General features: G+C 54.9%; 15 protein-coding genes and 1 pseudogene. 4 read left to right on the plus strand and 12 right to left on the minus strand.

Features of this window, described 5'->3' with window-relative positions; translation table 11 throughout:
• Both B142_RS0109885 and gabT read right to left on the minus strand, forming a co-directional pair.
• A pseudogene (locus tag B142_RS0109885) lies at positions 1 to 229 on the minus strand (helix-turn-helix domain-containing protein); the annotation flags it as partial.
• Between the two features lie 128 nt (positions 230 to 357).
• Positions 358 to 1,683 carry a 4-aminobutyrate--2-oxoglutarate transaminase gene (gabT, locus tag B142_RS0109890; protein ID WP_026168042.1) on the minus strand — a complete coding sequence of 442 codons (1,326 nt, stop codon included), beginning with the start codon at positions 1,681 to 1,683 and terminating at the stop codon, positions 358 to 360.
• 131 nt (positions 1,684 to 1,814) lie between these two features.
• Between gabT and B142_RS0109895 the strand changes: the two genes are divergently transcribed.
• Positions 1,815 to 3,350, plus strand: a complete 1,536-nt coding sequence (locus B142_RS0109895) for a PucR family transcriptional regulator (RefSeq protein ID WP_018121388.1) — start codon at positions 1,815 to 1,817, stop codon at positions 3,348 to 3,350.
• A gap of 117 nt (positions 3,351 to 3,467) precedes the next feature.
• Here B142_RS0109895 and B142_RS13030 read toward each other — a convergent pair whose 3' ends face one another.
• The 8 genes from B142_RS13030 to B142_RS13680 all read right to left on the minus strand — a co-directional run bounded on the left by B142_RS13030 (position 3,468) and on the right by B142_RS13680 (position 11,847).
• Entirely contained in the window at positions 3,468 to 5,060 is a 1,593-nt protein-coding gene (locus B142_RS13030; protein WP_018121389.1) for an HAD-IA family hydrolase, read from the minus strand.
• Between the two features lies 1 nt (position 5,061).
• Positions 5,062 to 6,132 carry an ABC transporter ATP-binding protein gene (locus B142_RS0109905; RefSeq protein WP_018121390.1) on the minus strand — a complete coding sequence of 357 codons (1,071 nt, stop codon included), beginning with the start codon at positions 6,130 to 6,132 and terminating at the stop codon, positions 5,062 to 5,064.
• Positions 6,119 to 7,105 (minus strand): ABC transporter permease, encoded by a 987-nt coding sequence (locus B142_RS0109910; RefSeq protein ID WP_018121391.1) that lies wholly within the window; start codon positions 7,103 to 7,105, stop codon positions 6,119 to 6,121. The genes B142_RS0109905 and B142_RS0109910 overlap by 14 nt, the downstream gene beginning before the upstream one ends.
• Entirely contained in the window at positions 7,093 to 8,001 is a 909-nt protein-coding gene (locus tag B142_RS0109915; protein WP_018121392.1) for an ABC transporter permease, read from the minus strand. Before B142_RS0109915 ends, B142_RS0109910 begins: the two co-directional genes overlap by 13 nt.
• A 3-nt stretch (positions 8,002 to 8,004) precedes the next feature.
• A complete protein-coding gene (locus B142_RS0109920) occupies positions 8,005 to 9,156 on the minus strand; it encodes an extracellular solute-binding protein (RefSeq protein ID WP_018121393.1) in 1,152 nt (383 codons plus the stop codon).
• 157 nt (positions 9,157 to 9,313) lie between these two features.
• Positions 9,314 to 10,075 carry a GntR family transcriptional regulator gene (locus B142_RS0109925; RefSeq protein ID WP_018121394.1) on the minus strand — a complete coding sequence of 254 codons (762 nt, stop codon included), beginning with the start codon at positions 10,073 to 10,075 and terminating at the stop codon, positions 9,314 to 9,316.
• Between the two features lie 141 nt (positions 10,076 to 10,216).
• Complete coding sequence (locus B142_RS0109930) at positions 10,217 to 11,614, minus strand: APC family permease (RefSeq protein WP_018121395.1); 1,398 nt, start codon at positions 11,612 to 11,614, stop codon at positions 10,217 to 10,219.
• Positions 11,587 to 11,847, minus strand: coding sequence for a hypothetical protein (locus B142_RS13680; RefSeq protein WP_126844074.1), 261 nt, complete (start codon positions 11,845 to 11,847; stop codon positions 11,587 to 11,589). Before B142_RS13680 ends, B142_RS0109930 begins: the two co-directional genes overlap by 28 nt.
• A 335-nt stretch (positions 11,848 to 12,182) precedes the next feature.
• On the opposite strand from B142_RS13680, the gene B142_RS12530 reads away from it, so the two are divergent.
• The gene (locus tag B142_RS12530; RefSeq protein WP_018121397.1) at positions 12,183 to 12,479 is read left to right on the plus strand and encodes an Abi family protein; all 297 of its coding nucleotides are present in this window, start codon (positions 12,183 to 12,185) and stop codon (positions 12,477 to 12,479) included.
• 11 nt (positions 12,480 to 12,490) lie between these two features.
• On the opposite strand, the gene B142_RS0109945 is transcribed toward B142_RS12530, so the two are convergent.
• Together B142_RS0109945 and B142_RS0109955 are read right to left on the minus strand one after the other, a co-directional pair.
• Positions 12,491 to 13,174, minus strand: coding sequence for a hypothetical protein (locus tag B142_RS0109945; protein WP_126844076.1), 684 nt, complete (start codon positions 13,172 to 13,174; stop codon positions 12,491 to 12,493).
• Between the two features lie 532 nt (positions 13,175 to 13,706).
• Positions 13,707 to 13,967 (minus strand): hypothetical protein, encoded by a 261-nt coding sequence (locus B142_RS0109955; protein WP_039734263.1) that lies wholly within the window; start codon positions 13,965 to 13,967, stop codon positions 13,707 to 13,709.
• 215 nt (positions 13,968 to 14,182) lie between these two features.
• Here B142_RS0109955 and B142_RS0109960 point away from each other — a divergent pair, with 215 nt between their 5' ends.
• Positions 14,183 to 16,717, plus strand: coding sequence for a nitric-oxide reductase large subunit (locus B142_RS0109960; RefSeq protein WP_201803769.1), 2,535 nt, complete (start codon positions 14,183 to 14,185; stop codon positions 16,715 to 16,717).
• A 3-nt stretch (positions 16,718 to 16,720) separates the two neighbouring features.
• Positions 16,721 to 17,494 carry a hypothetical protein gene (locus tag B142_RS12535; protein ID WP_018121401.1) on the plus strand — a complete coding sequence of 258 codons (774 nt, stop codon included), beginning with the start codon at positions 16,721 to 16,723 and terminating at the stop codon, positions 17,492 to 17,494.
• The last annotated feature ends 38 nt before the right edge of the window (positions 17,495 to 17,532 follow it).

Below are 17,532 nucleotides of genomic sequence, written 5' to 3' on the forward strand. Positions count from 1 at the left end.
CTTGCAGGACCTGTTGTCGACTCTTGTCATCGTAGACCCGTCGCGGGTTCAGCGGTGCCGTGCGATCCGGCACGATGCCAGCCCGCCCGCGTTCGGCGATACGTGCTTTGATGTTGTAGTACGTCTGCTTCGATACGCCGATGTTCTTGCAGAACTGCTGGACCGTGATGCCCTCACGGATGGGGTCGAAATCCGCTATCTTCTTGCGGAGAGTAATGGGAATTGCCATCCCCACATTGTCAACAAGCCAGAGTCCAAAAAGTCGTTAGACATCCTGTCCATAAACTTCCTGGACTCCGAGTCAAAAAACTAACTGGACTCCGAGTCCAAGAAGTCACTAGACATCACAGAGTATTGCTAAACCAACTGTGTGAAGTGGTGCACGATGGTTTGCAAGCCTTCACGCAACAAAGCTTCGGGGATCACTAGTGGCGGCAGGAAGCGGATAACGTTGCCGTCCTGGCCACAGCTGAGTACCAGCACGCCCTCGGCTTTCGCGGCCTCCACGATGGCACTGGTCAAATCTTTATCCGGGTTACCGTCGTCGTCAACAAATTCCAGCGCCACCATGGCACCGCGCCCGCGCAATTCTGCCACGCGCGGGTGTTCGGTGATTTCGGCAAGTTCCTCGCGCACGATGTGCCCGATTTCTATGGCACGCGCGCCAAGGTTTTCGGCTGCCATTTCTTCCAAGGTGGCCAGCGCAGCGGCACACGCGACAGGGTTTCCGCCGTAGGTTCCACCGATACCACCCGGTTGCGGCGCGTTCATGATTTCCGCGCGCCCGGTAACCGCAGAAATTGGCATGCCGTTGCCAATGCCTTTGGCCATCGTGACTAGGTCCGGCACGATTCCTTCGTGTTCGCTGGCAAACCAGGTTCCGGTGCGCATGATGCCAGCCTGGATTTCATCAGCGATAAATACTACGTCGTTGGCGCGGCACCAGTCGACGATGCGCGGCAAGAATCCCTCGGCAGGCACGATGAAACCACCCTCGCCTTGGATTGGTTCAATGACCACGCACGCCAGGTTGTCTGCGCCGACTTTCTCCAATTCTGCGATTGTGCGCTCGGCGGCCTCGGCACCGCTGAAACCATCGCGCAGTGGGTAGGACATTGGTGCGCGGTAGATATCACCCGCGAACGGGCCAAACCCGGCCTTGTACGGGTTTTCCTTCGCGGTCATGGCCATGGTCAAGTTGGTGCGGCCGTGGAAGGCATAGTCGAACACGGCGACGCCTTTTTTCTTGGTGTAGTGGCGCGCGATTTTCACCGCGTTTTCCACGGCTTCGGCGCCACTGTTCATCAGCACGGTGCGTTTGTCGTGCTCACCGGGGGTGAGTTTGTCGAGTTTTTCTGCCAGCGCGACGTAGGATTCATACGGCGAGATCATAAACGAGGTGTGGGTGAACCGGGCGGCAGCGTCCTGGATGGCTTGGACTACGCGCGGGTTGGAGGCACCGGCGGAGGTCACGGCGATGCCGGAGGCCAGGTCCAGGAATTGGTTGCCGTCGGCGTCGACAAGAATGCCGCCGTCGCCGTCCACGACGAATCCCGGCAGCACCGATCCCACCGAGGAAGGCAGGGCCTGGTTGCGGCGTGTGAACAACTCGGTGCTTTTGGGCCCGGGGAGCTCAGTGTTGATGGAGATTTTCTGTTCGATGCGGTAGGTGAGGTCTTTCATCGCGATCACATCCTGTTCTGCGAATTGGGTGGTGTGTGAAGTGCTGTCCACTCATTATCTGTAGTTTCGATCACAAAATCTATGTCCAGTATGGCGAATTTTGAGCCGTCATTTCGCTACTGTGTATAAGCATGTCGGATTTGACGTTTCGGTGGTTATTTCAGCAAAGCGAGCTCGGGCTGCGCCGGTTGGTGGGAACTAATACTGAACAGCGCACCTTCACCACCGTGCACGTCAGTGAGCTGCGCAATCCGGCCGAATTCACGCTGCCGGGCGCGATCATCATGCTGGTGGGGCTCGATTTCGTCGACAAGCGCGGCGAGTTTGCCACCTATGTCCGGGTGCTTGCCGACGCCGGGGTGGCCGGGATTGGGTTCGGTACCGGGATTGCCTTTGCTTCCGTGCCAGAGGAGCTTGTCGACGCCGCGGCGCAGCATGACCTGGTGCTTTGTGAGGTCCCACGGCCCACCCCATTCTTGTCGGTGATGTCTGCGGTTAGCCGCGAGCAGACCCGGCGGGAGCAGGAACGGCAAACCGTCTTGCGCAAGCAACAAGAAAAGCTGAGCGCTGCTGCCTGGCGCGGCGGGCTGGATGATGTGTGCCGCGTGGGTGCGCGGGAGCTGGCTGCCGCGGTGGCGGTTGTCGGGGAATCCGGTGAGGTGTGGGCGCAAGCTGGCGGTGCGATGGGGCTTCAGGGGGCCCGGATGCAGCAAAAGATTGAGTTGCCGGGCCGGGTGGCGGCCATGTTGGTGGTGGAAGCGGCCGGGAAATTTGATGCCTATGCCCGCGCGTTGATCAAGCACTTGGCTGGCCTGGCGGGGTTGTTGGTGCATCGCTCTGCGCAGGACCATGCCGGGCCTGCCGAAGCACTCGGGGCGTTGGTCTTGTCGACGCTGCTGGCGGGCGAGGTTGGTGGTGTGCGCGAGAGTCCCGGTGATCGAGCAGAAGCCGGGCCTGCTGGCTCCACTGCGGTGTCTCGTCAGCGTGACCTTCTGGCGGATGCGATGGGTCTGGTGGCCAGCCGTGGCGAGGTGGTCTTTGCGGGACTCGTTGCTGATCGATCGGATGAGTTGGCCGCCACGATCACGGCGTATGTGCAGGGTGCAGGCGCAGCTAGTCGTCGAAACGCAGCCCGTTCTGGGGGCGGGGTCCGTTATGCGCTGCGGCTTTCTGATACCCAGGCGTTGCTAGTTGCTCATCCAGAAGATCGGTTGCCGGCCCCGCAGGAGTTGGCGCAGGATTTTCCTGCGTGCGCGACAGCTCGGTTGGCGTTCCAGCGGCGGCCGTGGCGTGGTTTTGGGCAGGTGGATTGTGATCGGTTGCTGGTGCATGCCGGTGCGCTTGCCCCGGGGAGCGTGGCGGAGTGGCGTGAGACTACGCCTGCGTGGTTGCGCGTGCCGGGGGTGGATGCTGCGTTGCGACGGCGTCGGCAAGAGTTGTTGGCTGGGGTGTATGCGCAGGGGCTTGGCGACGAGCAAGCGGAGCAGTTGATCGCGACGTTGCGGGTGTATCTGCTGAATTCCTGCAATGTGGGTGCAACCGCCGATGCGCTGGGGATTCACCGGCATACGGTGCGTTCGCGGATCGCGCGGGTTAAGCAGTGCGCGGGCTTTGATCTGGAGGATCCGCTAACCCGCGCTGAGTTGGTGTTGGTGCTGGCGGGCTAGGGCATCTGAGTAAAGCTAATTTCGAAGCCATTGGCAGGAAGCGTCGAAAGACGGTTGCGTGCGGGGCACTCTCGACAGAATCCGTTGAGGAAGTGGTTGTCCCAGCAACCGCTAAGTTTACCGGGTGATTCGCAGCGTTAATTCCACCATCTGGTGATCGCTCGGATAAGTGTTGTCTTCCTGGTGCGGGATCAGACGCCCGTTGGAATCAAGTGATGCGAAACATCCCTGATGCGGGCTGTCGCTGCGCCGCTCAGGCGGATCATAGGCCTCTGTATCTGAAACCTTAATGCCGCGGATGACGGCAGATTCGACAGCGAGGTTTTTGATGAAAATAAAATCAATGCGGTCTCGCGGTTCGGAATCCAGTGGTTCGATAGGTGCCCACGTATCACCCCACACAGTGTTGGCGTCAGGATAGATCTCCCGGAACCCATCGTGGTATCCGCGCTGTATTGGCGCATCGGTGGGAATCCACCGATAATCCGGAAGATCGTCGCGCTGCTGCCAGTCTGTAGTTGCCGGGCTGTTGAAATCACCAGCAATAACCACAGCGGCGTCTGGATCGTAATCGGTAAGCTCATCGCTAAGATCCAGGATTTTTGCGATCTGTTCTTGTCGCTGGATTTCTTCTGGCTGTTTGTTCATTACTGCGGGGTCTTCACCCTTGAGTGCGGCATAAGGGCCGTAATCCCACGGAGCAAGGTGCACCGACCACACCAGCACTCGGGCTCCGGCGATCCATATCCACGCAGCAGTGGCATAAGGTTCGGTATTAGTCGAAATGAGCTCGATGCTGTTGCCCGAATCGTCTTGGTCCGTTGGAAAACCAGTGGAAATGGCGCAATCAAATCCCTGTTGCACATGCTGTCGGCCAGTATCTTGTGATACTTCTTTAGCGTATTCGCCAAAACATTCTTGAAAGCAGATAATTTCTGGGTTTATCTGACGGATAATATCGGATATCTTTTGCTGCCCATTGCGCACTTTTTGTCCGCCCCACCAGATATTCCAGGTTGCCAGGCGAAAGCGGGAATCAGCTGTGATTCGGAATCGTGCTGTTGCACCATCGAATTCGACGTCCCGCACATCACGCGCCGGGTACGTACCCTCTTTTTTCAGGCTTAGCCCAATGACATTGCAGCCAGCAGCCTGTGCAGCAGAAGCTCCGACAGCGGAATCTTCAAAAACAACGGTGGATTCCGGCCTCGCCCCCAACCGCTCGCAGGCAACTTGGTAGATCTCTGGGTGCGGTTTGCCATGTTCCACATCTTCGACGGTGATGATTGCGTCAAAATAATTCGCGATACCACTGCGCTGTAGCATGCCGACGACGTCTTCGCGACGTCCATTCGTTGCGACCGCGATGGGTACTACGCCATGCAAACTTCGCAGCAGCTTGTCGACGCCGGGGAGGGCAGTGGTGACATTGTGCAAAGCCTGCGTGTAACGAGCGTCGATAAGCACGTTGAGCTCGTGGACGGTGTAGTCGGTATGAGGGCTGAGTCGTTGAGCGGCCTCAAAAGCAGTGATACCGCGTACATCGCCAAACTCATCAGGTGAAAGCCCAAGCTCGGTAATCAATTCGTGTAACAGATCGAGCCAACATTGCTCCGAATCGACCAAGGTTCCGTCGCAATCGAATACAGCCGCAGAGACCCGTATGTCTGGTAATTCGGGCACATTGGTTACGTCCGTGAAATCCGCCATGTTATTCCCCCGTTTCTGAAGCAGGCAGGCGCAGTGCTATGTCATCAATCAACGACACACTCACGCGGCTACCGACAGGAACTTCGCCAGCTTCCCGGCTGGAAACTTGGACAGTCCACGAGCCAGTGCGGGCATTGTCATGTTCCACGGTCACGCGGATGTGGTCACCTAAATACGCATGGTTAGTAACGCGCGCAGACGAGTTCTCATCCGCGACTAAACGCAGCGCTTCCGGGCGTACGAAAACGACGTCGTCTGCTTGTGCTGCAGGCAGGTTGACTGGGATATTATCTGCGGGTTGCCAGCTGGCAGGCACCGAGAACTCGTTGATGGATCCCACGAAGCGTGCCACGAATGGCGTTTCTGGCCGGGAATACAACTGCTTTGGGGCGGCGTGCTGTTCAACAACTCCACCATTTAAGACGGCCACCCGATCTGCCATAACGAGTGCTTCGGCCTGATCGTGGGTAATGAACATCGTGGTAGTGCCCATGGTTTGCTGCACGTTGCGGATTTCGTCGCGCAGCTGCGCACGTACTGTGGCGTCGAGCGCAGAAAGTGGCTCGTCGAGCAGTAACACCTGTGGCTCAATGGCAAGAGCACGTGCTAAAGCCACACGTTGCTGCTGACCACCAGAAAGCTGTTCTGGCCGACGGTCGCCATAGTCCGGAAGCCCGCACATTTCTAATAGCTCCTCGCAGCGTTTACGCGAGGCTGCTTTATCGCGTTTGCGGATGCGCAGACCGTATTCGATGTTTTCGGCGACCGACAGGTTGGGAAATAGGGAATAGGATTGAAAGACCATTCCCATATTTCTTTTCGACGCTGGCGTGGACACGATTGAGTTACCGCCGACCAACACGTCACCGGAATTCGGGTTCTCGAAACCAGCGAGGATGCGCAGGGTAGTGGTCTTTCCACAACCGGAAGGTCCCAGTACAGTCAGCAGCTCACCAGCCTCGATATCTAGGTCCAAATCACGTAAGACCAGAGGTCCACCTGCGGTATAAGATTTATTAATCCCACGAAAGCTCACGGAAAGCGGTTCCGTAGAAGTGCTAAACGATGCCACGAGAAGTTTTCTCCTTTTCATCGAGGTTGCGCGCTGAGTTGCTGATGTTGTCGGCAGTGTCTGGGCCTGGAGTAGCCGACTGAGCTTTGTCACTGCCTGGCGAATCCTGGCTGCGTGCACGACGTCGCTTGATTTTCCTGCTGGTGGATTTCTTACCTGCACGTTCGGCGTAAATCATGGCTACGGCCAAAAGACCCCAGGTAATGACGTTTGATAGCAGCGATAGAGCGATAGAGGCGCGGAAATCAGTCGAGGACAGCGTTGTCATGTATACCGGCAAGGTTCGTACTGACATCGTGGCGGCGACGGTATATTCCGAAAAACCAAGTGCAAAGGCAAAGAATGCCGAGAACAATATGGAACCCCGGATATTCGGAAGAATGATGCGCGCGAGTGTTGTCCAGGTTCCTGCACCGAGGCTGGCGGAGGCTTCAAAATACACACGCAGCGGGATGGTGCCTAGCGCCGCATTAACCGAACGATAAGTAAACGGCAGGCTGAGGACGACGTAGGTTCCGATCAGCGCTATTGGAAAATCAGAATTTTGCAGGGACGCCGAAAGTACATTGAGAGGGGAGCCACGTCCGGTGCTGGCCATGGTGCGCAGAATCTGTAGCAGTCCGGCTACTAGTGCAATTGCGGGAATGACTAGCGGCAGCGTGCACAAGGTGGATAGCAAACCGGATAATTTTGGTGCCCATAAATGCACGGCAACAACTGCCGGTACCAGAACCACCACCAAGAGAACGACGGTTGCCAGCGAAATCACGAACGATAGCGTCAGTGCACTATAGAACGCGTTGTTGCCGATTAGTCCAGTAAATGCACTGACGGTGAACTCCCCGCTGGTAAACATTGCGTAGGCTACCATCGCGACTTGTGGCGCCACGATGAAAACTGTCAGAGCAATGATGGGCAACCAAGCGAGTGCGCGGCGAGAGGTACGAGAAGAGGTCGGTGTTAACCCAGCCATTTTTGGCTCCTGTTCTGTAGCCAGTTGAAAGCAATTAACGTGACAATCGCGATTGCCGTTGTGCTTAGACCCATAGCCATGGCGATGTGTTCGCCGCCGCTGGCAGCCGAGCCACTCATTTCAGTAGAAATTTGTAGAACGATCAACGGGAAGGTGCCCGTACCAATCAGAACTGCCGATGAGGCGTGCGTGGCAAAAGCAGCGCCGAACTCCAAAATCCACACACCCAAAATGGTTGGTGTGAGAATCGGTAATCCCACACGTCGCCAGAATGTCCATGCTGATCCACCGAGGGATGTGTTCGCTTCCTTCCACGATGTACGCATTGCTTGGAATGATGGCAACAGCAAAAGCACCACCATGGGGATCAGGAAGTATTGGTACATCAGGACCAGACCTTTGACGGTGTACAGCGAAAAGCTGGAGTCAATGGCCAACAGCATGGAGATGAGATAACCAGTATTCCCGGCCAACACGATGAACGAAAACGCCAGCGGGGCGCCTCCAGAGTTCGCGAGTACTGAGGAGACGACTGCTGTAATCGAATTTAAGATTTTCGAGTTCAAAAACGATATGCAGAATGCAATAAGGGTTCCTACTGCCAAGGCGATGGAAGAGGAATACAACGAGACTAATACCGAGTTCAGCAGAGCTTGCGCCCGGTTTCCTTCCGTCATTGCCTCGTAGTTTGCCCAGGTGAAATCGCCGGTGGCGCCGTCTTGGAATGATGTGATGGCCATTCCCACGATGGGAATGAGAAAGAACAGCACCAGCACTGTGCCCAAGGGAAGCAGAGTGGCTAGTGCCACACCCCGGTTTGAGACGCGTTTTGCCTTTGGGCCGGCTGCGCTGGAGTTAGTCTCCGTTATTTCTTGTTGTGAAAAATCAGCAGCCATCGTTTAGCCGACGGCCTTTCCCCAACCTGCGACGAGCACCGGGTGCTGGGAATCGCGCTGTTCCAGGCTTGCTTGTGGATAGTCTTCCAACGAGCCTTCTGGCAGTTTGTCCAGGGCATCTTGATCGACGGTGCCAGCATCAATCATGGACTGCAGGCGTACTGGCTTGACGTAGCCATCCAACAGTAGGTTTTGGCCTTCATCGGAGAACAAGAACTCGAACCAGAGACGAGCCACCGCAGGGTGCGGCGCATCGTCGTTAATGGACGCTGCGTAATACGAGGACACAGTTTCGGAAGGCAGGGAAATCTGTAGATCGACGCCCGTGCCGTCGAGGTCCTCAGCGATTGGTGCTAAGAGGTAGTCCCAGTCGATCACGATTGGGGTTTCACCGGTTTCAATCGTGCCAGCCGAAGCTTCGACCGGCAGGAGGTTTCCGGAATCTGAAAGCTCGCTGAAGAAATCGAGTCCAGGCTGAATATCGTCGAGAGAACCACCATTGGCCAGGGACGCAGCCAGGACAGTCATGAATCCTGATTCGCCGGAAGTGGGATCTCCGGAGATAGCGATCTTGTCGTGGTATTCCGGAGAGAGTAGGTCTTCCCACTCGGTAGGGCACTGTTCTACGGCAGCGGCATCGCAACCAAAGGCCATGTTGCCACCAAGGTGGTTGTACCATGTGCCGTCGCCGGATTGCTTGTCATCGTCGATGTCAGCAACGGTTTCTGGGTAGTACTCCGCCAAAAGGTTGTCGTTTTTTGCGCCCTCTGCGAAGCTCATACCAGTATCAAGGTAATCCAGCGAGGTGTCCTGGCCCTGACGGTTTTTGACCGCGTTGACGAGGTCTTGGGACGAACCCGAGGAGACGTCGTTATTGATTTCGATGTCGTACTTTTCGCCGAACACTTTGAGCAGCTCGCCGTAGTTGGCCCAATCCTCGTAGAGGCCCATGACGTTAAAGGAACCTTCAGCTTGGGCAGTTTCTATCAAAGCGTCCATACCCCCGCCATCTTCAACTGAGGTTGCTTCGCGCCATTGTGCGCTGGCTTCAGAATCGCCACCTGCTGAGCACGAGGCGAGCACAATGCTCGATGCGGCTAGGGCAGCAATGCTGACTTTTTTGCGTGAAAAAGAGTGGAACTGGTTACCAAGCATGGTAAGGGGTACTTTCTGTGTCTGACTACGGGAGCGTGTGGTCGTACAGCAAAGCTCACTGGATAAACCTCACTAGTGAACTTTTCCCAATCATTATAGACAGACGGAAATGAACTGAAAGTTAACTGGCAAATCCTGGTAGGAAGCGTAAAACTAATCAGCTGTGCAGGCGTTCTTCTTCTGTCCAACTCAAAGGATTATTCGCCTGTGTATTCGTTACGGCTAATGCAACGCTTCCTTGCAGGTATTTATCTTCCGAATGTTCTAGAACCAGCCCGAATCGGTCTCTGCTGACGCGTTTATGCAGTAACAAAGGAGAACCGGGGGAGATCTCTAGGATTCGTGATTCTTCGTCATTTGCAGTGCCGACGCTAAAAACGTGGTCGGCAGCTACGAACTCGATCGAATATTCGGTCAATAACGCGTTAGTGACCGATGGGAGATCGGGTGCCAGATTTTCTACTAGCAACCCCACCCGTTCGGGGTAGTGAGTGTGTTCCAGTAATGCTGCTTTACCATCAATAGTGCGTTTTCGAACCACGGAGAGGACGTGTGTATCTGGGGCGATGTCCATGAGCCGCAAATCTTCTGGGCTGGCGGTTACCCACTCTTGCTTGATGACCAGACCGCCTGGGGTTTTTCCTTGCCCGTATGCCCATTGCGCAAAGCTGTGGAATTCATTGAACTGTGCGGCTTGCTTTGGATTACGGATTACAGTTTTCTTTGCGCCGCGCCGAGAGCTTAGAGTTCCTTCGTCGACCAGCACGTTGAGTGCACGGCGGATCGTGCCTGGGGCTACGCGAAAGCGTTCCGTAAGTTTTGCTTCTGAGGGAAGATAGCTCCCCTGAGGAAAAACCTGTGCGTCAATATCTGCACGAAGAGCATCTGCAATTGCTATATAGCGCGGGGTGCTGGTCATTTTTCGTCCTCAGAAAATGTACGGATGGGCAGGTGGGAGAGTGCTTAGCCATAGAATATATAGTGCCGCTGGCCTATATTTTGCAGCGTCCGGCTGTTAGTGCGGATGACAGTAGGATTACCGCTGGCCGGGCCCCATCATTTAGGAAGTCCGCGCGGCGCCAGACTTCAGAGCACCAGAAGGCAGGAAAAATCCCGCAAGAAAAAACCCGCTAAGCACTAATCCCCAGATGACCGCGGCAGTGGTGCCGTCGACCAAGAATGGGAAGTTCCAGAGAGAAATGCCCAGCACCAGTAGCAAACCAATCCCGCCGAGAGCCGTTGCAAGCAGAACGCCGGTGTTGGCGCGTGGCGTGGTTGTTGCGTGCGCGCGGTAATTTTTCGCGAAACCGAGAATGCCGGCGCTGGTCAGCGTCATCATGAAGATCACGCCAACAGCACCGGCACCCGAGTACCAGGTATAAATCTGCAGTACCGGATCTAGTTGTGCGAGCGCCGAAACCGCCACGATGAGCGTGGTGGTGCCACTAACCCACAGCGATGCACGCGACGGTGCGCGGTGCGTCGCATGAACTACCGCCAGGCTGCGGGGTAGAACACCGCGTTGTCCCAATGTGAAAAGATACCTGGTTACGATGTTGTGGAACGCAAGCATGCAAGCGAACATGCTGGTGACGATGAGCACCTGAACCACATCAGCCATGATCGGGGCGACGACCTCACCGGCAAGCGCGATCACGGCTGTGTCCGGGTTTTGCTGGGCAATCGCGACGGCATCGTCGACGCCCAAGCCTGAGATAACTAGCCATGAGGACACAAAGTAGAGCGCGCCGATGATGCTTACAGCCAGAAATGTCGCGCGTGGGATCGTGCGTTCTGGGTCTTTTGCCTCGTTTCGGAAAACTGCGGTGGCTTCGAAACCGAAAAACCCGAGGAATGCGAATAATAGGCCCAGCCCGGGTGCTCCGCTTATGGCTTCGGAAGGACTGAACGGCTGGGTGGCAAGTTCATTGCCGGAGAGCAGGACACCGAGGTCGATGGCCACGACGGCGACGACTTCGAGTATTAATACCAAGCCAAGCACTTTTGCGGATAGTTCAATGTCGTGAAAGCCTAGGTAACCCACGATCAGCAACATTATTGCTGAGATAAGCCACCACGGGAGTTCGATTCCGGTCCATGACTCTAATAGATTGCCTGCTTGCACACCTAGGTAACAGGTCATGGAAACCGTAAGCAGTATGTAGCTCAGTAATGCCACCGCGGCGGTTCCCAGCCCGGCTCGTTTCCCGAGCCCATGGTGAACGTAGGAATAGAATGCTCCCGCATCAGGAATTCGTGGGCTCATCCACGAAAATCCAACGGAGAAGAGCAATAAGATAACAGTGGCAACTGCGATCATTAATGGCGCACCGACGGAATCAGAAACTGTAAAGATGATAGGGAAATTAGCTCCGACGACGGTGATGGGAGCTGCTGCTGCAATCACCATGAATACGATGCCGGTGACGCCTAAACGGCGTTGCAGGGTGGTTTCCATGCGGAGTCCTCTGGGTAGTTCTTGGGATGTTGACGCTTGTCACTAAAAGTAGCGTTCCCGAAATCACCCATATCCGAGGGGTAGGTTGAGGAGTGCCCAAGCGGGTCCTCGACTGGCGGGATGGTCGGATCAGGGGTGATACGGGCGCGGCGGCACCACGTTTTGACGGTGTTGGCGTTGAGTTCCAGGTGGACGGCAATCGCCGCGTAGGTGACCCCGGCTCGACGCAGCACGGTGATCTGCTTCTGCTAGGTTGATGTCACTGTCGTCACCGGTTGGCTCCCTTCCATCCGAACCACCGACTTCGGCGGTCTCATCTGTCAGGCACCAGCCGCCAGGAAACCTGACGGGCCGCGAACGCCTGCTCACCCATACGCCCCCGAGCACCAACAAATCCGGACGGGTCAGAGGGCACACTGGTGTGTGAACGTACCGATGGCTCCGTGCCCCGTGCTCTTGCTTCGGCGTCATCAACCAGGTGGCCTTGTAATCAACATGACCGGTTCCGCTGCCCACCTCGGTGGGAGTCCAGGGCCGGTCTTCGTTTTCGTATCAAACAGGGGTTCGCGTGGAGCAGGGGAAGCAGTTCAAGGCCTACGGTGAACAGGTCGAATTGCTTCGTCAGCGTGGGATGCGAGTGAATGATCCCCAGCATGCTGAGACGCTGCTGGCGCGATTGAACTACTACCGCTTGTCCGGATACTGGTACCCGATGCGCCGTTTCTCTCAAAGCGACGGCACTGCCCGAGATGAATTCGTTGAGGGAGCATCGTTTGCCCTGGTGGTAGCCCTCTATGGGTTTGACGAACAATTGCGCCACAGCGTGTTCATCGAGCTTAGTCGCGCGAAGTTGGCCTGGGGTTGATGCCCAGGCATTTAATCCTTGACCTCGGATGATTGTGTTGCAGGGAACAATGGATAAATTCGGATGAAATGAGGCTCGTAACGACGCTTCGCGCGAATAAAGCTTGCGACTTTTTCGCATGGTGCCATTTCATCGAAGCAGCCATTCCAGTAGCTTTCCCACCAACGCAATTGGGCGTTGTATCGAAAAGGAAATTCACTGTCCATTGGTGGGGAATGCCGGAAATGTATGGTGGCGGCAAGCTCTTCAAAGGCCATTCCTGCTGTGCGCGCCAGAAGTTCTTGTTCATTTCGGTAAAATCCGGATACATTCGGCAATGGAAATCCATACATATACGCGTAAAAGCCTACTAGTTCTGGTTTTTGTCCTTGGGGTGTTTCTATTTCAAAATCTGGATTGAAATGGACTGGTCGGCCTAGATTCAGTGTGGGATCAATTGTGTGGGCATATTGTTTGATCCATTCCAGTAGGGAGTCGTCGTCGAATATTTCGGGTTGCAGATATATGTGGTGGTGGAGAAATGGTGTAATTTGGGTGGCGATTTGAGATATTTTTGCGTGTATGATGCACCGCTGTATTGCTGCTTGGTAGCGGGGGTCAAAAAATGCGGCTTTATAAGCATCGTGGGCTTTTTTGAGAGCGGTCTTGCCTAGTTTTCCTGTTACCTCCTCGGAGAATTGGATATTATTGAACAAGAGTGAATGGGTTTTGAATGCAAGTTGGTCTCGCAGATGCGATGGGCCCTGGACAAAGTAGTGGCCCCATGCTCTGGAGATGAGCGTGTAAACACATATTGACCTGGCATGATTCATAGTAGGTGTCCTAAGCGTTTCCATTGGTTGACATGATCGGGGAATTTCGCCACAACGGTGCTTTGTGGCCGTTTGGTGCTTTGTAACCCATAGTCTTCCTGAATACCAGATTACGGATTGCTATTGATCCTCCCGTGAGTATGCGTGGCAGAGTCTCCGCAGCGGTGGCTGTGACAACCACGCTGGCGGCGCAAACTTCTTCGCTGCCTGCGTGTTCGTGCAGTTCATCTACGTTTTGCGTCGCGGTTACCCTTCGTGTTGCCGCGGGGTGCGGTGCCCGGCGTTGGGCTCGGTGTGTTGCGCGCAGCGTGCGCGCCAGTGAATACTTCCGCCTGCTTGGCGTCAGAAAGAACCTCATGTGCGTCGATAAGCAATCACTTCATGCCCTAAGCCTATGGGGTAAAGAATCGCAGCACTAGGCCGACGGTGAGTCGGAAGATTCAGTTCGGTGGTTGTCGCCACTACCGCCCTGTGCTTGTTGCTTCCGTTTAGAAAACCATAGCCACAGCACCAGAATTAAAAGAAACAGCAGTACCGCGATCGCCACGAACGCCAAAGAGATCACGACGGTATTGCGTGGTTCATCGAAAAAAATCATTACTACGACCGAAGCAGCGAAGATCGCAGCAAAAAAGGTGATTAGCCAATTCTTTTTCGTGTGCTCTTTAAAGGTCATGAGCACAATTTTAGTGCGAAATGCAAGGCGAAGGCAGAGTTTTCAGGCGAAACAAATATCACACTATAATCTACGTCTTTTGTAGCACCCAAAAGGAGCCAAATTAGGGCGAACTGGCTATTCTCCGAACGTTTTATGGGGTAATGATTAGACAGTAATAGGAATTTTTTGACCGGATTGGGAAAATAATGTCAGACGCGCAGAGGGCGTCCTATATGCAGGGCGCAGAGGACCGGGCAAAACCAGTTCTCAAACTCAACAGTGCATGGGTGCAAGGCGTTGCACTGACCATGCTCTTCGGTTTTTTCGTCATGGGGTTTTTGGCTTACCGCACGTATGACGCGTCCATGCCGCAGCCGCAACAAATCGTTTCCCAGGAAACTGGCGAGGAAATCCTGACCACAGAGCAGATAACGCATGGTCAGCAACTATTTCAAGCGCGTGGTTTGCAACAATACGGCTCAGTCATGGGGCACGGTGCATACTTAGGACCCGATTTCACGGCTGAGTACCTGCGTATGGCCACAGAGCATGCGGGAGAACAGAATACTGAAAATGGCATCCCGGATTTCATTTCTCCTGAAGCCACAGAAGACGAAGCCATTGTTGAGGAATTCCGTACCAACCGCTATGACGAAGAAACCGGCGTATTGGAATGGACCCCGAACCAGATTTCCGCGTTTGAAGAAGCCCAGCGGTACTACCGTGACTACTTTGGTGCTAATTCCGGCGATCACGGTTTGCCTTCGGACTTCATCACCAATGACGAAGATATCCATGACCTAACGGCATTTTTCGCCTGGACGGCGTGGGCTTCCGCCGCAGAGCGCCCCGGGCAAGATTACTCATACACCAACAACTGGCCCGCAGAGCCGCGCGTGGACAACAAGCCGACGGCAGATCTCGTCGTCTGGTCTGTGCTTTCGCTGATTGCACTCATCGGTGGCATCGGTCTAATTTTCGCCATTTACGGGCGCTGGTCTAAACAAATCGGTTGGCACGCAGAAGAAACCCCGAACTTGGATTTCAAACAACCAGGTGAGGTCAAACTTTCTAAATCGCAGAAAGTAGTTGCCTGGTTTGTGCTGGTCACGATGCTGTTGTTCCTCATTCAGGCACTTCTAGGTGCGGCCGTGCAGCACTACCGGGTGGAAATCGAAGGTTTCTTCGGTATTCCGTTGCAAGAAATCCTGCCATACAACGTCGCGCGTACCTGGCACTTACAGCTGTCCCTTCTCTGGACTGCGGGTGGATTGCTGGCAGCCGGCATTTTCTTGGCTCCTTTCATCGCGCGCCGTGAACCCAAAAAACAAAATTGGCTCACCTGGGCATTGTTGGGTGCTATTGCCTTTGTCGTTTTCGGGTCGATGGCCTTCGAATGGTTGTCATCGTTTGGACTCGTTCCTGAGGGAAGCATCTGGTCCCAGCAATGGGAATTTTTGGACCTGCCACGCTTCTTCCAAATCTTGCTGACAGTTGGCATGTTCATATGGATTTTCATGATTTTCCGGACCTTGCATGGCCGCTTGAAAACCGAGCACAAATCAAACATGCCGTGGCTGTTCTTCTTCTCCGGTCTGACTATTCCGGGCTTCTATGCCGTCGGCATGCTGGCTGGATCATCAACGCACCTGACCGTCGCTGAATTCTGGCGCTTCTGGGTTGTTCATCTGTGGGTCGAAGACTTCCTGGAACTCTTTACGACGATCATGGTTGCCTACGTTTTCGTGCTACTGGGTGTTATCCGTGAAAAGATCGCCCTGGGCATCATCTACCTGGACATAATTCTGTATTCCATTGGTGGCGTGATCGGCACTATGCACCACCTGTATTTCTCAGGTACGCCGGTAGAACATATGGCGCTGGGATCGTTCTTTTCTGCAGCCGAAGTCGTTCCGCTAACGTTGCTGACTGTCGAAGCGTGGACGTTTATGCAGCTTGGTTCCAAGCAACGTGCATCCGGCGATCGACCATTCCCACACCGTTGGGCCGTGATGTTCCTGGTAGCCGTTGGTTTCTGGAACTTCTTGGGCGCTGGTATCTTCGGTTTCTTGGTCAACCTGCCAATCGTGTCGTATTTCCAGATCGGTACCGCGCTCACCGCAAACCATGCTCACGGCGCCATGATGGGTGTCTACGGATTCCTGGCCGTCGGCCTGGGCGTATTCGCGCTCCGCTACCTAACCCCACCGAAATACTGGTCCGATAAATCGATGCAATGGAGCTTCTGGCTGCTTAATATCGGTCTTTTATGGATGGTCTTTATCTCGCTGCTACCGCTGGGTACACTGCAGCTTTATCACTCCGTTGCAGAAGGCTATGTAGAAGCCCGCTCGTTGGGATATATTACGCAGCCGGATAACGCAATCATCGAATGGTTGCGTTTGCCAGGCGATGTCATCTTCTTAGCTGGTATCCCAGGTTTGATTTGGGGAGCGTTTAAGGCCATTCGTCATAGCGGTGAGATTCCAACGATGCAGGACGAGGAAGAATTCCCAGTCACACCATTGTTTAGCAAGATCGAATCCGAAGAAAACCTGGAACCGGCCGGAGCAGGCACCGGTGGTTCTCCAGTCGGGTTGGTTTCCGGTGGCCATGGCCGTGTCGACAACCGCAGCGGAGCTGAGCTTTCAGAATCATTGCGTAAGCACAAAGGTGCTAATTCTTCCAGCTCTACCAAGTGGGGCGGTAGCTACAGCTCAGATAACCGTGACGCTGGCGACGGCGACCAAAGAAATGACAGTGAGTAAGTAATGGCATTACCTGCGGTATTTACGATTCTTAGTGCCATTTATGGTCTGTTTCTCTTGGCAGTCGCCTGGGGTTTTGACCGAATGGCACGGTCGGCATCGAATAAAACCGGAGACCAGGCTGGTGGGTTCCGCTACATGGAATCGCACGACGCCTGGCAGTGCCCGGAAGACCAGTGGCTGTGGCCATCGAGCTTTGACCCAGAAAACCGAGTCATGCGCTACCGCGGAAACCCGACGGTATGCAACACCTGTCCGGTCAAAGACGCCTGCACCGTCAGCGCGAAAGGTCGTGAAGTCACCCGCCAATTGGATCCATGGCCGCACTCGGAAACTGGTCGCTTCCACCGCGGCGTCTCCCTTGCGGTCGCACTGATGGGCTTTATCCTTCCGATCATGTCGTTACTGGTGCATTCAGACACCGCGGACCTGATTCTGACTGGGAGCGTGCTCATCATTCTGATCGGAGGCACCATGCCACTGGCGCGCCATCTCTGGACGACGCCGTCGAACTTCCCAGAAGCATTGCCCTCGATGGACAATATCGAAGCTGAAGTGACGGCGGCGGTGACCGATAAATACGGTGTGAAGTATCGTTCGACAAAAGAAGCGATCGCCGGTGTACGCGACGATGAAGTCACCCGTTTGGCGAAGAAATATGGGTCCGAACGCATCCGCGCTACTGGGGAGAACCACGAGGAAGTTATCGCTGCGAAATATAAGCACTACTACGGTTCTGATAAGCGGGCAGCTAGCAAATCCGCAGATAAAGAGTAAGGCACAGGCGAATCTACAATGAGCGCACTAGTATTTTG

The sequence above is a fragment of the Corynebacterium propinquum DSM 44285 genome, from assembly GCF_000375525.1.
In the GTDB taxonomy this organism is placed as follows: Bacteria; Actinomycetota; Actinomycetes; order Mycobacteriales; family Mycobacteriaceae; genus Corynebacterium; species Corynebacterium propinquum.

Excerpts from the sequence above, each read along its gene's own strand:
- B142_RS0109930 (WP_018121395.1), bottom strand. The coding sequence starts at position 11,614 with ATGGAAACCACCCTGCAACGCCGTTTAGGCGTCACCGGCATCGTATTC.
- B142_RS0109920 (WP_018121393.1), bottom strand. The coding sequence starts at position 9,156 with ATGCTTGGTAACCAGTTCCACTCTTTTTCACGCAAAAAAGTCAGCATT.
- B142_RS13030 (WP_018121389.1), bottom strand. The coding sequence starts at position 5,060 with ATGGCGGATTTCACGGACGTAACCAATGTGCCCGAATTACCAGACATA.
- B142_RS0109955 (WP_039734263.1), bottom strand. The coding sequence starts at position 13,967 with ATGACCTTTAAAGAGCACACGAAAAAGAATTGGCTAATCACCTTTTTT.
- gabT (WP_026168042.1), bottom strand. The coding sequence starts at position 1,683 with ATGAAAGACCTCACCTACCGCATCGAACAGAAAATCTCCATCAACACT.
- B142_RS0109960 (WP_201803769.1), top strand. The coding sequence starts at position 14,183 with ATGCAGGGCGCAGAGGACCGGGCAAAACCAGTTCTCAAACTCAACAGT.
- B142_RS12535 (WP_018121401.1), top strand. The coding sequence starts at position 16,721 with ATGGCATTACCTGCGGTATTTACGATTCTTAGTGCCATTTATGGTCTG.
- B142_RS0109895 (WP_018121388.1), top strand. The coding sequence starts at position 1,815 with ATGTCGGATTTGACGTTTCGGTGGTTATTTCAGCAAAGCGAGCTCGGG.
- B142_RS0109910 (WP_018121391.1), bottom strand. The coding sequence starts at position 7,105 with ATGGCTGGGTTAACACCGACCTCTTCTCGTACCTCTCGCCGCGCACTC.
- B142_RS0109915 (WP_018121392.1), bottom strand. The coding sequence starts at position 8,001 with ATGGCTGCTGATTTTTCACAACAAGAAATAACGGAGACTAACTCCAGC.
- B142_RS0109925 (WP_018121394.1), bottom strand. The coding sequence starts at position 10,075 with ATGACCAGCACCCCGCGCTATATAGCAATTGCAGATGCTCTTCGTGCA.